General features: G+C 64.3%; 15 protein-coding genes and 1 pseudogene. 8 read left to right on the top strand and 8 right to left on the bottom strand.

Annotated elements, in window-relative coordinates; all coding sequences use genetic code 11:
- Window positions 1–546: 546 nt before the first annotated feature.
- Entirely contained in the window at window positions 547–1,146 is a 600-nt protein-coding gene (locus NN4_RS16405) for a TetR/AcrR family transcriptional regulator (protein ID WP_147131606.1), read from the bottom strand.
- Window positions 1,147–1,176: 30 nt separating this feature from the next.
- On the opposite strand from NN4_RS16405, the gene NN4_RS16400 reads away from it, so the two are divergent.
- On the top strand, window positions 1,177–1,545 hold the full coding sequence (locus NN4_RS16400; protein WP_186818472.1) for a DUF6463 family protein: 369 nt from the start codon (window positions 1,177–1,179) through the stop codon (window positions 1,543–1,545).
- Here NN4_RS16400 and NN4_RS47175 read toward each other — a convergent pair.
- On the bottom strand, window positions 1,505–2,488 hold the full coding sequence (locus NN4_RS47175) for a hypothetical protein (protein ID WP_246180908.1): 984 nt from the start codon (window positions 2,486–2,488) through the stop codon (window positions 1,505–1,507). The genes NN4_RS16400 and NN4_RS47175 overlap by 41 nt on opposite strands.
- Between NN4_RS47175 and NN4_RS45005 the strand changes: the two genes are divergently transcribed.
- Window positions 2,487–2,636, top strand: a complete 150-nt coding sequence (locus tag NN4_RS45005; protein ID WP_186818471.1) for a hypothetical protein — start codon at window positions 2,487–2,489, stop codon at window positions 2,634–2,636. The two genes, NN4_RS47175 and NN4_RS45005, sit on opposite strands and share 2 nt — an antisense overlap.
- A gap of 16 nt (window positions 2,637–2,652) precedes the next feature.
- Here the strand turns inward: NN4_RS45005 and NN4_RS16390 are convergent, their stop codons facing one another.
- Complete coding sequence (locus tag NN4_RS16390) at window positions 2,653–4,059, bottom strand: flavin monoamine oxidase family protein (RefSeq protein ID WP_147131603.1); 1,407 nt, start codon at window positions 4,057–4,059, stop codon at window positions 2,653–2,655.
- 98 nt (window positions 4,060–4,157) lie between these two features.
- On the opposite strand from NN4_RS16390, the gene NN4_RS16385 reads away from it, so the two are divergent.
- On the top strand, window positions 4,158–4,835 hold the full coding sequence (locus NN4_RS16385) for a TetR/AcrR family transcriptional regulator C-terminal domain-containing protein (protein ID WP_147131600.1): 678 nt from the start codon (window positions 4,158–4,160) through the stop codon (window positions 4,833–4,835).
- Window positions 4,836–5,204: 369 nt separating this feature from the next.
- Here the strand turns inward: NN4_RS16385 and NN4_RS16380 are convergent, their stop codons facing one another.
- From NN4_RS16380 to NN4_RS16370, 3 genes are all read right to left on the bottom strand, one after another.
- The gene (locus NN4_RS16380; RefSeq protein WP_186818470.1) at window positions 5,205–6,371 is read right to left on the bottom strand and encodes an amidohydrolase family protein; all 1,167 of its coding nucleotides are present in this window, start codon (window positions 6,369–6,371) and stop codon (window positions 5,205–5,207) included.
- Window positions 6,372–6,384: 13 nt separating this feature from the next.
- On the bottom strand, window positions 6,385–6,936 hold the full coding sequence (locus NN4_RS16375; RefSeq protein ID WP_147131593.1) for a cupin domain-containing protein: 552 nt from the start codon (window positions 6,934–6,936) through the stop codon (window positions 6,385–6,387).
- A 383-nt stretch (window positions 6,937–7,319) separates the two neighbouring features.
- On the bottom strand, window positions 7,320–8,063 hold the full coding sequence (locus NN4_RS16370; protein ID WP_147131590.1) for a class I SAM-dependent methyltransferase: 744 nt from the start codon (window positions 8,061–8,063) through the stop codon (window positions 7,320–7,322).
- 223 nt (window positions 8,064–8,286) lie between these two features.
- On the opposite strand from NN4_RS16370, the pseudogene NN4_RS16365 reads away from it, so the two are divergent.
- From NN4_RS16365 to NN4_RS16350, 4 genes and pseudogenes are all read left to right on the top strand, one after another.
- Window positions 8,287–8,652: pseudogene (locus NN4_RS16365) on the top strand (transposase); the annotation flags it as partial.
- A gap of 348 nt (window positions 8,653–9,000) precedes the next feature.
- Window positions 9,001–9,726, top strand: a complete 726-nt coding sequence (locus NN4_RS16360; protein ID WP_222595086.1) for a hypothetical protein — start codon at window positions 9,001–9,003, stop codon at window positions 9,724–9,726.
- 215 nt (window positions 9,727–9,941) lie between these two features.
- Window positions 9,942–10,781: a hypothetical protein gene (locus NN4_RS16355; RefSeq protein WP_147131581.1), complete on the top strand. Its 840-nt coding sequence runs from the start codon at window positions 9,942–9,944 to the stop codon at window positions 10,779–10,781.
- Window positions 10,782–11,181: 400 nt separating this feature from the next.
- Window positions 11,182–12,189 (top strand): endonuclease/exonuclease/phosphatase family protein, encoded by a 1,008-nt coding sequence (locus NN4_RS16350; RefSeq protein ID WP_186818469.1) that lies wholly within the window; start codon window positions 11,182–11,184, stop codon window positions 12,187–12,189.
- Here NN4_RS16350 and NN4_RS16345 read toward each other — a convergent pair.
- Window positions 12,186–12,575, bottom strand: coding sequence for a DUF2834 domain-containing protein (locus tag NN4_RS16345; protein ID WP_147131578.1), 390 nt, complete (start codon window positions 12,573–12,575; stop codon window positions 12,186–12,188). The genes NN4_RS16350 and NN4_RS16345 overlap by 4 nt on opposite strands.
- Before the next feature lie 264 nt (window positions 12,576–12,839).
- Here NN4_RS16345 and NN4_RS16340 point away from each other — a divergent pair, with 264 nt between their 5' ends.
- Window positions 12,840–13,784, top strand: a complete 945-nt coding sequence (locus tag NN4_RS16340; protein ID WP_147131574.1) for an oxygenase MpaB family protein — start codon at window positions 12,840–12,842, stop codon at window positions 13,782–13,784.
- Here the strand turns inward: NN4_RS16340 and NN4_RS16335 are convergent.
- The gene (locus tag NN4_RS16335) at window positions 13,735–14,964 is read right to left on the bottom strand and encodes a cytochrome P450 (protein ID WP_147131571.1); all 1,230 of its coding nucleotides are present in this window, start codon (window positions 14,962–14,964) and stop codon (window positions 13,735–13,737) included. The genes NN4_RS16340 and NN4_RS16335 overlap by 50 nt on opposite strands.
- Between the last annotated feature and the right edge of the window lie 6 nt (window positions 14,965–14,970).

Raw genomic sequence — 14,970 nt, 5'->3', positions numbered from 1 at the left:
TATTCAGACGGGAAGCGGCACCTGTAGTGGGCCATGTGGTTCCAGGTTCCCTGCATTCGCCGGCCACAGGTCTCGTGGACTAATAGCTCTTTGGAGGCGTAGGGGTGCTGCTGCCGACCCGCGCCCCGACCTTTGGATTGTGGGCCGCGGGATGCGAGCAGCAGTTGAGTTTGCTGGAAGGTCTCTTTTGCTGACGAGTGCTTCGTGTGCTGGTTGGTCGGAGGGGACCCAGTCGTCGGTGGGGTTCCATCTGAGCCGGGTTTGATGACCCAGGGCGACATCGTTGACATCGATGAGGGATTCGTGTTTGCGCTGCTTGTTCCAGACTCGTAGCCGGTGTATCGGGGGTTGGTGAGTATCGCACACAACTTCCCCCGATTGCAGTTCCTCCGTCAGACCACAGACCCGGACCGTCGGCTGCGGTGGGGCATCAACGGGTAGCGGCCGGCCGCTGGCGGCTTCGCGCGTTCGGCCACTCGCGCAGTTCGTCGAGCGGTTACGCCTTGGTCGGTACCGGATCGGCAACTGCATTCGGTCCTGGCGGATCTAACTTCGAACGCGCGTCGGGCGTAACTTGTGGACAACGGCGGCCGTCGCGGTGGCGGTGACTTCGTCGACCCAATCCGGAATGGGCTCCGCCGCCGCAATGTACTCGCGGACGAGCCCGTAGGGAATCGCCTTGACGGCGGCCACCGCGATCGCCATGCGGTGCCCATCGGCGTCGCCGAACTCCCTGACGACGGCGGCGCGCAGGGTCTCGTTCATGTGCTCGTTGACCGCGGCGATCTCGGCGCGCAATTCCTCGGGGCCCACCTCGAGCAAGTCGTCGCGTCGGAACATCTTCATCGCGCGGGCTTCGGTGGGGTGCTCACGGCAGTACCGCGGCAGGTACGCCGCAGCGGCGAGCAGGGGATCCGGCCCGGAGAGCGCGGCGATGAACCCGATATGGAACCGCCGGATCGAGCGCAGCCACAGGCGGGCGAGCAACTCTTCGCGGGAGGCGAAGCGCACGTAGATCGACCCGGCGTGGATGCCGGAGGCGGCGCTGATCGCGGCGATGCTCGGCCGGGTCGTCGCCGGATCGGCGAGCACATCGCGCGCCGCGTCGAGGACCTGGTCATCGGTGAAACGCCGGGGTCTTGCCACGCGGCAAAGCTTAGGGCAAGGTTTCGGAATATGGATTCAAAAACTAGGTTTCCGGTCGTGGGCGCCCTGCTCGTCTTCATCGGAACGGCCCATACCGCGCTCGGCGTAGCCATCTGGGTGGACGGTGTCGAGCAGTCCGAGCTCGCGTTCTGGTTCACCGCGTTCGGAGTCGCCGCCGTCTGCTTCGGGCTCGCTGTGACCGATGTGGAGCGAATCCGCGGCTACGTGCCTGCGCCGATCCTCGGCGCGATTGCTGTGCTCACCGCATTCGGACTCATCTTCGAGCCCGTGTCCGGGTTTCTCACCGTCCTGGTGCCGCTGGCCGTCGGCGTCGGCAAATGGACGCGCCATCGCCGCGTCACCGCAGTCCCGGCTGCCGCCGGCACAGCGAGCGGCTAGGCGGGGTCAGCTGTCGGCTGATCGCACCATCACTGACCAGACGGCGCATCAGCGTGTCGACCCAGTGGTGTGCGTCGATCACAAATATCGGCAAGCGCTTGGGAGCGAGGGTGTGGTCGGGCATGACCTTGCAGACGCCGAAGGAGGCCAGGTCGGTGTCGAAGTGTGGGTCACGGTGGTGGGGAGGTTGATGCTGGCGAAGGTGTGCCAGAACGCGGTGTCGACCGACTCCGCCTCGAAGAAGTCTAAGAGTTCGCGCATGTAGCGGACCGGTTCGTCTTCGTCGCGGATGTAGTCGCCGTTGACGTGTGGTGGGTCGGCGTCGTAATCGATGATGTCCCAGCCCATTCCGCCGTGTTCGGCGGCACCTCGGTAAGTGCAGCAGCCCCTCGGTCACCGCGATCGGTTTACCCTGTGCGTGCAGGACTGCCAGGCCTTGACGGTAGGGGGTGACCGGGATCGCCGGAGGCATCGGTACCGATGATGTCGAAGGGCCCCAGTTGATGTCTTCCCAGGTTCCGGCGGCGTAGGTGAGCCTGCCGCGGAAGCGTTTTCGCACGATGGTCGTGACGTCGGCGAGGGTGGCGTTGATCCGAGCGTTGGCATCGGCCATGCTTGCCAGCGCTGCTAGGTCGCCACTGTTGAACGTCTCGATCCTGGCCAAGGTATCCGCGCCGGGCAGGAAGCCGGCACCGAACAGACTCAGTTCGCAGTCGGCGACGAATACCTCGGCCCCCACCGCGTCGGCACGGTCCGCGCAGTCGGCGAAGTACGGCAACAGCTGTGCGGCGGACAGTTCGCACGGGAATGGCGAGAACCAGACCTCCGAGACCGGCAGCCGCACCCCGCAGCCGAACTGGCCCAGCAGCTTCAGGTCGGCGCGACCACCGTCTCGCACGCGGTCACCTTGATGGAGGAGCAGGGCATGCTTCTGCGCGGTCATGACGAGAACAGCAGGCGCCAGCGCGGCCGGGGCCAGGCTCGCCGCGGCGGGCCGGTTCCTCGAACAAATCAGCACCGACATCCTGCGTTCCGCAGCGCAATGGCATGCGACCTCGCCGCCGCCGGACAGCGGCGGCAGCACCGACTAGGCCCCGCGCGCTCCGTTCATCCGGCGGCGAGGACTTCGTCGGCGGCACGTTCGCCGGCCTGGATGGCGCCGCCCAAGAAACCCATCCAGGCATCGGCGGTCTCGACTCCGGCGAAGTGCACCCGGCCAACAGGGGTTTTCGGTAACCGGCGGGCGGAGGTGAGGGCGCCGACTGCGAGGCCTCCTTCACAGCCATAGGCGAAAGGCTCGTCCTCCCAGTTCTTCTCGTGATAGTGCAGCGGTTCGGCTGCGCGTGGCCCGAACAGTGTGGTGGACACCGAGAGCACTGTGCGCCGCCGCTCCCCAGGGTCGGCGGAGCCCCGGTCACCGGGGAGATAGCCCGACAGGACGCCGGCGTTTCCGTCCGCGGGAGAGGCGTCGAGCAGTCCAGGGACCGCGTCGAGATCGGTCAGGGCCGAGCCCGAAAGTCCGGCCTGTCGCCAGAACGGCTCGTCGTAAACGATGTTGACCTTGCGGCCGTGTACCGGCTGCCATGCGTGTTGCAGCGTGACGCGGTCTTGCGGCAGCTCTGGATCGAAACGCAGGTGTTGCACGCCGGCCGGGCTGATCGCGACGATGACCCGATCCGCCTCGAATTCGGTTTCCGCACAATGCACGACGACTCCGGCCGAGTGGCGGGTGATGGAGTGAACGGGACTGGCGACGACGACACGGTCACTCAACGACCGCGACAGCGCTAGCGCCAGTTCCTGTGCGCCACCACGGAATCGGTATACCTGTGCGGGCCCGGCCAGCAGGCTGCCGATACTTCCCCAGGTGCCCAGGAAATGCAGGGCAAAGAGCAGCGAGGTGGTCTCTGGCAGATACCCGGCGAAATTGGCCTCGAACAGCTGGCGGGCCCCGGGGTCGGGTAGCTGTTCGTCCAGCCACGAACCGAAGGTGCGGCTGTCGAGAAGGTTGGCGTCGGGGGCGGTCCATGGCGCCGAAGCGGGAATGGTCGCGGCCAGTTTGTCCAAGGCCGACACGGCTCCCAGTACCTGCAGCATGGTTTCGGCAGGCAGCGCTGTCCACCGCGAGGTGAGACGAAGGATCGGTCGGAGCAGTGGCCGCAGGGCCGGTGCGCCGAACAACGTCATCGCGCGGGAGTTGCCGTAACGGAAACCGCGGGTGGTACGGGCGGTGTGGAGCAGAAAGCGCCCCTCGGCGTTGCTCTCGAACAGCTCAACGCCGTGTGCACGCGCGAGCCGGAACGCGTTGTCGTGCGCCCGGTAAATCAGTGTCGCGCCTTCGTCCAGCACGGTCTCGCCTTCCCGCTTGGTCAGTGTTCGACCGCCGACACGCGGAAGGGCTTCGAGGACAACGACGGAGCGACCGTGGTCGACGAGCCGCCGTGCGGCGGCCAGACCGGACACGCCTCCGCCGACGATTACGGTGTCCACCCTGCGCAGGTGATTTTTCGACATCCTGACCTCTGTTCTCGGAAGAGTCCCAACCGTACGCGTAACGGATCTCGTACGTTGTACGTATATCGTTCATTGTACGACCTACGTATGATCGGTCAATGCCTGAAAGGAAGTCGGTGTGGCTGCGCCCGGAGAAGTCGTCCCGTGGCAGACCGGCGTTGGACCGCGACCGGATAGTGTCCGCCGCGCTGACGCTGCTCGACGAGGACTCGGTGTCGGGGCTGACCATGCGCAAGCTGGCCGATCGGCTCGGAGTACCGCCCATGACGCTGTACGGCTATGTCGCAAACAAGGACGACCTGCTCGAGTACGCGTTGGACGCGGTCTTCGCGGAGACATTGAAGGCAGTCGACCCTGCCGCGGGATGGCGAACAACCCTGGAGGGCATCGGAATTCGGACGTTCGAGGCCTTGCTGCGGCACCACTGGGCGGCGGCGCTGGTGGGTACCGCGCCCCCGATGGGCCCGGCGGCCGTTACGCAGTTCGGCACGATACTCGAGGTTCTCGACTCGGCCGGATTCTATGACGAGCGCCTGGAGGCGGCGACGACCGGCTTCTACTATTACGTGCTCGGCGCCGCGCTCGCCGAATCCGCTTGGGCGCGAGGAGGTTCCGCTATCCAGGCCCCCGCCGTGGAAGTTTCGAACCTGCGGGCCGCCGAGGGCGACGGCGCCCCGCTCGCGGCCGCTTTCCTCGCCCGTTATGCGAACACCGATGTGCGGGAACGCTTCCGGCGCGGCCTGAGCACGGTGCTCGATGGTCTGCGCCCGGCGTGATCAGACCCCGATAACGACACGTTGCTGATGGTGCCCGATGATCCATTCCTGCTCGAGCAGGTGTTCGAAATGGTCGAGCAGCAATACAGCGATGCTGTGCGGCCCATCTCGCCCCAGGGCTACACCTCGATGAAGCAGGGCGGGTCGTGCCTTTGGGAGGCAGCGCGATCACCACCGAATCAGCATTGCCGACCCTAGTCCGCGTGAGTCAGCTCGGCGAGGTGTCCGGAACCATCATCGGACGACCCTCACGATCGGCGGGCAACACCGGGCGACCCGCGATTGTGAGCAAGCTATCGAAGTGTCGCCGGAATCCGCTCTGACACGCCGTAATGCACGATCCGTCGATTGGTGTCTCACGCCTGTTGTTCAGTTGTCGAGTTCGTATATTCGTTGGGCGTTGTCGCGGAAGACTTTGCGGAGGGCATCGTCGCCGCGGGGGCCGAGAAGGTCGACCAGCATGCCCGCTACGGTGGGCACTGTCGTATTCGGTCTGTCCATGGGGAAGTTCGAGCCGAACATCAGACGGTCGACTCCGAAGGCGTCGATCACATGGTCCATCAGGGGACGCCAGAGGTCGCGGAGTACCTCGTAGCGACCGATATTGCCCTCCGGTTCGTGGCCGTACCCGAGTTGGGGAAATGCGAAGCCCGAGCTCTTGGCGACCACGTTCGGATATTCGGCCACGGCCGAGATCCCGTCCCGCCATTCGCCGGCGATGCCAGCGCGCTGGGCCATCGTCCATCCGGTCCGCGACCCCATGGGCCCGAAGAGTCCGATCGGGGTGGCGAGGTGGCTCACCACGATCGTCGTCTGCGGGAATTCACGCGCCAGGATCGGGACGTCCGCGAGTTGGTTCGAATTGACGGTGGCCTCGAAGGACAGGCCCCGTTCCGCCACGGCGGGGAACCCTGCCAGGAAATCCCGGCTGGCCAGTAGTCCGGGCATATCGCACAGGCTCTTGACCTTCGGGTCCGGGTGCCAGGCGGCAAGCTGGCGTATGCATTTGACCTTCGTACTCACCTCCAGGTGAGTATCGAGCAGAGTTCTGCACTCCGGATCCCTCGGGTCCGCTCGGGCTATGATCGCGGCCAGGCTCGGACGGCCGTCCTTGCCGAAGGGTAGGGACATCAGCCACCGCGTCTCGTCGGCCGCCGCCAGCGCCCCCTTGGCCGCCCACCCCGCCTCGCAGTGCACGACCGAGCGGATCGGCGCCCCCACCGCCTCGGCCACCCCCTCGGCATCCGCGGTGTACTGGTCGGGGAGGTACGGCAGCGCCGCATTTTTCGGGGTGAGAAGAAGTTCCTGGTTCGGCTGCCCCGCCAGCCTCCGGAAGTGCTTTTCGACAAAGCCGGGTGCCAGTCGATACATCTTCGCCAGACCGCTGGCCTCCCTCGGGGTCTGGAACGGATCCCACTCATGCATATGGGCATCGACGATCCCATCGACAACTCCCTCGAGACTGCAGATGGCGCCCGCATGGTCGGCGTCGTCGATCGTGACCGAGCCACCGGCATCCTGGGCGCGGACCCCCACGCATGCGACATCTTCAGAGCTGGACATATGGAGGTCGGGTCGGGTCGACGAGGATCGGTATCGCGGGTCCGTAGCCGAACAGTATGAACACCGCCGGTTCGGTCGCATCCGGCAGAGTCCCGTCGTAGTGTGAGGTGCCTGCCTTCCGAATTGCGTACTGTCCCTGGGTCATCGGTATGGTGGACGCGAGATCGATGCGGGTGCCCGCGCCGACGGACCAGGTTCCCGACACCACGATCGCTTGCCGGTCGGTCAGGTACGAGTGCGGTGTGCTCATCCAGCCGGGAAACCAGCGGGCATAGCAAACGTAGAAGCCGGGCTTGAGGAAGGAACCGAGGATCGGCACTGTTTCGAAGGTCCCGGGCGGATGACCCGGCGGCGCCTCCCACGCCGTGTCGTCGGGGAGGTCGACGATCGTGGTCCCCGGCCCAGGGGAATTGCCCTCGACGTCCCGAAAGGGGGAAATCGCACCCAGCAGTCTTCGTGCGTCCACGACCGGCATCGCCATCTTGGTGAGAGCGGGCACCAATGCGTGTTCTATGCCTCCGTTGTCGTTCGTGGTCATACCGACCTCCTAGTTCCCGGAAAGTGGAGCGCACGTCGTCTTATGCGTGCGGTTACCCGCCGCTGCGCGCTCGAACCGAACGGCCGGTTTGGTGTTCCCCGCTGCCCCCCGTGAGGGTCACTGTCCAGTAGCGCTCTCGCAGTGTGGCTAGCGCACGCCGATACCAGCACAGCAATGACGTCGCCGACGCCCGTCCCCACCGGCACCGTATGGCACAGATGATCCACGAGGCATTCATTGCACGAGGCATGCTTCCGGTCACGCCCGGCCTCCGAAAGCCTTCGCCGGGTCATAAACCTGGCGGATCGACAGCCTTGGCAACCTGAACAGCCGCTGGAACTGGCTGGAGTTAACCGACAGGACTGATCGGATCTGGGCACAGATCAAGCTGCCGGGACCAGGGCCAGGAACAGGAAGGCCAGAAAGCGGGGGTCATCCTTATCTTCGAAGAATTCTGGGAACCGCTCCAGCGCCTCCGGTGCGGGGCCAGGTTCATCGAGGTGGGTCACTCGAAATCCGGTGTCGAAGAATGTCTTGAACATCGTCGACAGTGACCGGTCCCAAAACGTTAGGTCGGCGTCCTGGCCTGCCATGTCCGTCACGTGCCGGGGCCGCGTGGCGAAGTAGTTCGTCGTGGTGCCTGCCTGGAGGGCGGTGAACCACATGACAAGCGGATGCTCCACAGACAGGATCAGGCGGCCTCCGGGCTTTAGCACCCGTCGGATCTCCGTTAGCGGAGAATGCCAGTCCTCGAGGTAGTGGAGGGTCAGAGAGCACACGACGTCGTCGAAGGTGGAGTCGTCGAATGGCAACGGGTCAGCTAGATCTGCGACGTATAGCTCTGCGGCGCTTCCGACGCGGTCGCGCGCGATGTCGATCAGAGCCTTGCTACCGTCGATTCCGACGGCCGTCGCTCCGCCCTCGATCAAGTCGACAAGCGTTGGACCGGAGCCACACCCCGCGTCGAGCACGTGCTTACCGGAGACGTCACCGAGCAGATCACGGATCGCAGGCCTGTTGTAGTACTCGTTGAGCAGACTGGTCGCGTTCTCCGCAGCGTAAGCTTCCGCGATCGGATCGTACGCCGCGGCACGGCCAGAGTCGTCCGGAGGTGCCGAAGTTTCCATACTTCGACGCTAACAGCCATGAACGCGCGTCACTGGGTGCAACTGCCTCGGCCTAAAACATAGCTCACCGGCTTCGGGGTACTGCGACGTGCAGCTCGACTGGGCTGTCCTGATGTCCTGTCCGCTGGGTTGTGAGATTCCTACCCGTGGAAGGATCTCCGCCCGTGCCGATGATGTACCCACCGCAATTCCGTGAGCGAGCCGTAGCCTTGATCATCGACGAAAGGTCTACTGCTGCGCGGTAATCGACGTCTACTCTCGCCGCATCGTCGGCTGGGCCATCGACTCCCGCCAGACGGCATCGCTGGTGCTCAGCGCACTCGATATGGCCATTGCCTCTCGCTCACCCGATGCGACGGTGCTCCATAGCGACCATGGCTCCCAATTCACCTCCTGGGCGTTCAGCCGTCGCATCACCGAAGCCGGCTTGGTCGGCTCGATGGGCACCATCGGGGACGGCTACGACAACGCGATGATCGAGTCTTATTGGAGCAGAATGCAAATCGAGCTTCTCGATCGTAAGAAGTGGAAGACCCGCACCGAGTTGGTCAACGCGATCTTCGACTACATCGGGATCTTCCACAACCGCTAACGACGACACTCCAGCCTCGGCTGGCTCACCCCATCGGAGTTCGAAAGGCCAACCGCCATCTACAATCAGTGTCCTGATTCTCGCAACCGAGCGGACAACAACCGAGGACAGCCCAGTGGACACCGTCGCTGGACGATGACGATGGTAGATCCCTAGGCTTCGTCCATGCCGCGAACGACTCCACCGAGGCCAGTCGACGTGGAAACCCTGTTTCCCGAGCTTGCCGAGTACCGACGGGAAGCGGTGCGCCTGCATCCCCGGCCGGGACGAGCAGAGATGCGGAACAGTTCGCTGGGCGGACCGCTGCTGTGGCCACAAGGAGAACCGTGGCCACGATGCTTCGACATGCACGCGGACCCGCTCAACCGAAAAATTCTTTTCCCGAGGCAGGCTACACCGAATGGCGAACCGCTTATACCCGTGCTGCAGTTGTACGCCGACGACATCCCCGACCTACCGTTCCCCACGGAAACCGATGTTCTGCAGGTGCTTTGGTGTCCGCACGATCACCTACCCCGCTATGCGCCGCGACCGCAACTGCACTGGCGCGACAGCTCCCGATGCGATCAGCACCAATACCGACCGCCCCACCCACACGGCGCGCAGCCCGAATACCTGCCAACCCCCTGCATCCTGCACCCCGAACGGGTCATCGACTACCCCGGCGCCGACCTGCCCCGAGAACTCTACGTCGTACTCGAGGATCGTTTCGATCAGCTCGAGCAGGCGACAGGCTGGTTGTTCGACTCAGATCTGGCGGTATCGCCCGGCGTGAAGGTTAGCGGCTACCCGACCTGGACCCAATCACCGGACTGGCCCGACTGCCCTACCTGTAAAGAACCTATGAACCACCTGCTCACCATCAACAGCATGGAATTCAACGGCGACGACTGGCGCATCTGGCTACCTCGCGAAGACCAACCCGCCACGGACCCGACCGTGATTCACCGCGACCTCGCACACCTCATCAGCCCACACGGACTCACCCTCGGCGACGGCGGCGGCATCTACATCTTCGACTGCCGCACATGCCCCTACTATCCGTACACCTACCGCTACGACTGCTCATGACGCGACAAGATTCGGCCCCGTTCGACCTGCAGCCAGAACGGGGCCGGGGTAGGGGTAGGACCGTCGATCATCCCTCCAGGCATGCTGTGCGACGGATTGTGCGGGTCGTACTGGCCACTGAGCTCAGGGATCCAGAGAGTGCGACACCGTAGGACTCCAGCCGATTGTCTGCCGTAGCCACTGTGTGGACCAGTTACGAGTGCGACGATGGGCGGATGTTCCGCTCGGATCCACCTGCGACGGCGAATCGTGTTGCTGCCTTGAAGGACTATATGTCGGACAACGTGCTCGATGGTGAGGTGTTCACGTGTGTCAACGCGGCCAGCTGTCGACGTTCGGCGGTGCGGGATCAGAACAAGAGCACCGATCCCGCTTCGATCGAGTTCTACGAAGGTCAGCTCTCACACATCGGTCCGCACTACGACATTCACGTCGGCGAGAAGCCTTGGCGTGTTATGTGTCTTGGCATGGATGTGGGGCGCGCTGATCCGCACATTGGACTGACCCGGCGGCGTGAGCAGCAACGCGAGGCGATCGACAAGCCGTTCACAGCGCGACATGCGCACATGCGTGGCACGACGACAGCGCTGCGCCTGGCGTTCGCACGTGACACCGGTCGCGATCCGGCCGGTGAGTGTCTGCAGCTACAGAACTCGCCGACGCCGGTGCATGTGATGTGGGCGTACGCACTGGTCAACGTTCGGCTTTGCACGGTGAAGCAGGCGCACAGCGTGGCCTCGCTTGGCACGAAAGCGATGGCACACAACTGCTTTGAACACCTTGCCGCGACGATGCAGATCCTGCAGCCGCAGCTGTGCATCGTCCAGTCCACCCCGCTGGCCAGGCTGCTGGCGCCGCGGATGGACGCCTACACACCTATCACCGAGCACCTGGACCTGGTCCAGATCGGCAATGCCACGATGCTGTGGGCAAAGTTCACCCATCCCGCAGCACGCACGGGTGATCTGAATTGGGGCCGTAGCGATTCCACGCCGTACATCACCCGCGTCGTCCGCCCTACGCTGCATGCGGCCCGCGAATATGCGCTCGGCTGAACTGCAAGCAGCCGACGGTTTGCATGACACCAGTACGAGCCACGTGACCGGTGATCAACCCTGCGACAGGAACAGCGCACCCGGCAGGACCGTAAGCGCTACGGCGAATACCGCAGCGGAGAAGTAGTGCAGTTCGACTTCGTCACGAGGTGCCGGCGGCTCACCGGGAACTGGGGGTCCTGTCCTCGACACGTTTCGTGACTCCGAAGACGGGTCCGGCGCAATACAGCAGGTAGCCGCCGACAACGACGATGACTACCTCATGCCTACGCCGACATCCTCATCACCGCCAACGGCTGGGACCCGCAGATCTGGGGGCGGATGGTGGCGGCGGGATCGGGGCCGTTCTTGTGACGATGTCGGTGGTCGCCAGTGTGCCGATGCAGGCCATGATGGGTTGATGACGCGAAACGATGACGAGCGTGCGGCGGGGGCCGGCGCGGGACGCGAGATTCGGGTGCTTGCCTTCAATACGTGGCACAGCGGTAGCAAGGTCGCGCACGGCACTCAGCTGATCGCCGATCTCATCATCGAGACCCGGGCTTCGATCGCGCTGCTGTCGGAGGCGACCGACGCCACGACGGATGTCGCGGCCGAACTGGCGGGGCGCGGGTACGAGTTCAATGCCGTCAGCTCGCATGACACGGGCATTCTGACGGTGTTTCCTATCGAGGACAGCGCCGACCTGCAATGGATGGTCAAGGCGCGGTTGAACATCGACGGGAAACGGCTGACCGCCTACTCGTCGCATCTGGAGTTTCGCTGGTATGCCGCCAACCTGCCCCGCGGCTACGGTCCCGGGGTTCCGGCGCCGGACGAGTTCGCCGAGTACAACTTCGACAAGATGCCGGGCGGCCCGGTGACGGATCCGGCCGTGATCCATCGCGTGAACGCTGCCTCCGGCCGCCCCGACGTCATCAGCGCGTTTCTCGCGGACGCGAAAACCGAGATCGGCCAAGGGGCTTCGGTCATCATGGGTGGCGACCTGAACGAGCCGTCGGTGCTGGATTGGACGCCTGCCACCGCGCACATGTTCGACCACAACGGTGTAGTACTGCCGTGGGAGTCCACTCGGCGTCTGCACCAAGCTGGTTTCATCGATGCCTACCGATCGATGTACCCCGATCCGGACACCCACCCCGGACTCACCTGGCCGTCGGACAACGCGGAGGTGGACGTCGTCGAACTCGCCTGGGCGCCGGAGGCCGACGAGCGCGACCGCGTCGACTTCGTCTTCGCCAACGGGGCCGCGCTGACACTGACTTCCGTCGGCCTCGTCGGCCCCCGCGGATCCATCGTGCGCGGTACCCGGCAGCAGGAAACCACTCAGGACAACTTCGCCGCGTCGCCACCGCGGTGGTGCAGCGACCACAAAGGCATACTCGCGGTATACGGGCTCGCCGACTAGGCCGCGGCGGGTAGGACCGCGCCTTCGCGCTCTGCTGCTTTATCGACCGTGAAGTCGCGGACCAGCAGGAAGAACGGGATCGCGGTGGCGATGCCGACCGAGAACGTCAGCACGAACGAGGCGGCCCACCAGCGCAGGATGCCGAGGCGCCGCGCTTCCGCGAACGCCCACGCGTGGAAGCCGAGCACGACGAAGCCGAGGTCCACCATCGCGAACCGGCCCGGCACCGTCTTGTAGATGTCGCCGACGAAGAAATCGAGCACCGACTTCGGCCCATTGCGCTGCACATAGGGCACCGCGATCAAATTCTGCGTGATGAACGCGGCGATGAGCGTCGCGATGAGGGTGGGGCGTCGCCAGGGCTGGCCCGTGGTGCGGTCGGACATGGAGCAAACTCCTTCGCCGGTGAACCGATCGGTCCATACGGACCGTAGTAGACCGATAGGTCTATGGCAACCCTGAGTTCTGGCAGTCCGGCGATGCACGGAATCGACGGGCGAGTTGTTGTCGGCGTAGGTGACGGTACGACGCGGAATCGCATATTTCGATGTTTGTCCAGCCCATAGTTTTTGGCGTAAGAGTTCGTCGCTTTTCAACCGGTGCTGCCATTAGGCTGTTTCTGTCTTGGTTGTCTATCTGAGGGTGTTGTGATGCGTGGGTATAAATGGTTGGACAAGGAGATGGCGAAGCTGGATCCGCACACTGAGTACCATGAAATTGTCCGGCTTTTCGGGGAGTATCGACTCGGTGAAATGTTCTTGAACATCGGTTATGCGTTGAACTTCATGGACGTGACGATGCCGCCGCACGGCGGGGACGCGCTGGCATTCGGGCGGAAATCGATCGATCGGCCACAGCGACGGTTCGAGGACAGTATGTATTTCTTCTGGACCTGGTACCTCTATTCGCCGGACAGCGAAGAGGTGCGCGAGTCCGTGCGCCGGTTGAATCGGATCCATGCCGGAGTCGCGAGGCGTCTACCAGGCGCTTTCGCGCACAACGACGACTACGTGCAGGGGATGTGCCTGCTCGCGGTCGTGCCGCACCGGTTGCAGCGGTACATCGGTCTGCCCGGTTTCGACGAGCGGCTGCGGATCGCCTTTCACCTCTGGGCCCGTGATATCTGTGCGCAACTGACGTCCGAGGGCGACGTTCCGGTGGTGGACTTTCCGGCGGATTTCGAATCGCTCGCCGATTTCGCGGATGACTACGATGCCCGCGACTGGGAGCGTACGGATAATGGTCACCTGGTGAGCGAGGCGTTCATTCAGCAATTCTGCGACCGCTGGTTTCCGGGACGCTGGCAGCCGATCGGCCGGACCATCATGCTGAGCGTTGTTCCGGTGAATGTCCGGCGCGTGATGCAATTGGACGAACCGCACCCACTCGGCGAACTCGCGGTCAAAATAGGGCTGCGATCCTATTTCTTGGTACAGCGGCTACTGCCGGATCCGCGCACGCCGATTCAGCGGCGGCGAATCGGCCGAAAGGACAGCCCGACCTTGCGCAAACTCAAGACCACCGGCGGGCTGTCCATCACCCGCGCTAACCGAACGCCACCGGCAGCTGATAAGGACCGCGAAATGTCGGCATGATCGAGCGTTTGACCTTGCCCTCGACCGCGAGTCGAGGGCAAGGGACCCGCTCGAGGAAGGCCTGCACCGCGATGTCGTGCACGAGCTTGCCGAGTTGAGCGCCGAGGCAGTAGTGGATACCACGGCCGAAGGTGAGATGGGTGACGTCCTCGCGGTCGAGGTCGAGCCGGTCGGGATCGATGAACCGGTCCGGATCCCGGTGCGCGGCACCGATCCAGATGAAGATCTCGGCGCCGGCGGGCAATTCGTGCCCGCCGAGTTCCATCGGCTCGATGACGCGGCGCTTGGTCAGCTGGATCGAGGCATCGAAACGCATCAGTTCCGGCGAGAACGCGGGCACCAGTTCGGGTTCGGCGCGCAGCCGCTCGTACAGCTCGGGTGCCCGCAGCAGATGCATGATCGTGTTGCCGATCTGGTGCGCGGTGCTGATCTGGCCCGCGGTGAGCAGAAACGCCAGATTCGCGTGCAGTTCCCGTTCGTCGCTGAACTCGCGGGTGGTGTAGGCGTCGGCGAGGATCTGCATCATGTCGTCGTAGCCCGCGCCGTCGCGGCGCTCATCGATCTGGCCGCGGAAGAACTCCAGGTAGTCGTGTACCCCGCGCAGCAGTTTCGGCTGGGTCTTCTGCGCGACCGGTCCGTCGTCGATGAGCATGCCGAGGCTGAACATCCACGGTAGGTAGTTCTGCTTCTTCGGAATTCCGAGCACTCCGCCGAGACTCGTTGCGGGCATGGCGAATCCGAAGTCCCCCATCGCGTCCAGCTGGCCGCTGCCACCGACGAGCGCGCGGTCGAGCAACCGATCCGCGGTCTTCATGATCTCTTCCCGCATCCGCTCGACCGGTTTCGGCATGAACGGCCGGTTGAACAGCTTGCGAATCCGGGTGTGGCCGGGCAGCTCGGACACCACGACCTGCTTGTTGAGCGAGGTCATCGCGTCGGTGTGCGCCGGCTCGCTGTCCTCGGGCAGCCTGCTCGGATCCCAACTCGGCCGCTTCGCAGTCAGTCTCGGGTCCATCAACGCGGTCATCGCGGGCTCGTAACCGGTGACCATCCAGCCACCGCTGTCGCCCATCCGCTCGTCCCAGTACACCGGGTCGACCTCGCGTATCCGCTGGAACAGCGGGTACGGGTCGTCCAGGTACTCCTCGTTGTAGATCTCGTGCATGGTCAGCTCGGCCATGGCTGT

Source organism: Nocardia ninae NBRC 108245 (assembly GCF_007990755.1).
GTDB lineage: Bacteria > Actinomycetota > Actinomycetes > Mycobacteriales > Mycobacteriaceae > Nocardia > Nocardia ninae.
Note: the sequence above shows the minus strand (reverse complement) of the source record. Positions and strands in the feature narration are given on the sequence as shown.

What these genes read in the sequence shown, in the direction of transcription:
- NN4_RS16335 (WP_147131571.1), bottom strand. Translation starts at nt 14,964, where the DNA reads ATGGCCGAGCTGACCATGCACGAGATCTACAACGAGGAGTACCTGGAC.
- NN4_RS16345 (WP_147131578.1), bottom strand. Translation starts at nt 12,575, where the DNA reads ATGTCCGACCGCACCACGGGCCAGCCCTGGCGACGCCCCACCCTCATC.
- NN4_RS16375 (WP_147131593.1), bottom strand. Translation starts at nt 6,936, where the DNA reads ATGACCACGAACGACAACGGAGGCATAGAACACGCATTGGTGCCCGCT.
- NN4_RS16360 (WP_222595086.1), top strand. Translation starts at nt 9,001, where the DNA reads ATGCACGCGGACCCGCTCAACCGAAAAATTCTTTTCCCGAGGCAGGCT.
- NN4_RS16350 (WP_186818469.1), top strand. Translation starts at nt 11,182, where the DNA reads ATGACGCGAAACGATGACGAGCGTGCGGCGGGGGCCGGCGCGGGACGC.
- NN4_RS16340 (WP_147131574.1), top strand. Translation starts at nt 12,840, where the DNA reads ATGCGTGGGTATAAATGGTTGGACAAGGAGATGGCGAAGCTGGATCCG.
- NN4_RS16390 (WP_147131603.1), bottom strand. Translation starts at nt 4,059, where the DNA reads ATGTCGAAAAATCACCTGCGCAGGGTGGACACCGTAATCGTCGGCGGA.
- NN4_RS16400 (WP_186818472.1), top strand. Translation starts at nt 1,177, where the DNA reads ATGGATTCAAAAACTAGGTTTCCGGTCGTGGGCGCCCTGCTCGTCTTC.
- NN4_RS16385 (WP_147131600.1), top strand. Translation starts at nt 4,158, where the DNA reads ATGCCTGAAAGGAAGTCGGTGTGGCTGCGCCCGGAGAAGTCGTCCCGT.
- NN4_RS45005 (WP_186818471.1), top strand. Translation starts at nt 2,487, where the DNA reads ATGACGAGAACAGCAGGCGCCAGCGCGGCCGGGGCCAGGCTCGCCGCG.
- NN4_RS16355 (WP_147131581.1), top strand. Translation starts at nt 9,942, where the DNA reads ATGTTCCGCTCGGATCCACCTGCGACGGCGAATCGTGTTGCTGCCTTG.
- NN4_RS47175 (WP_246180908.1), bottom strand. Translation starts at nt 2,488, where the DNA reads ATGACCGCGCAGAAGCATGCCCTGCTCCTCCATCAAGGTGACCGCGTG.
- NN4_RS16370 (WP_147131590.1), bottom strand. Translation starts at nt 8,063, where the DNA reads ATGGAAACTTCGGCACCTCCGGACGACTCTGGCCGTGCCGCGGCGTAC.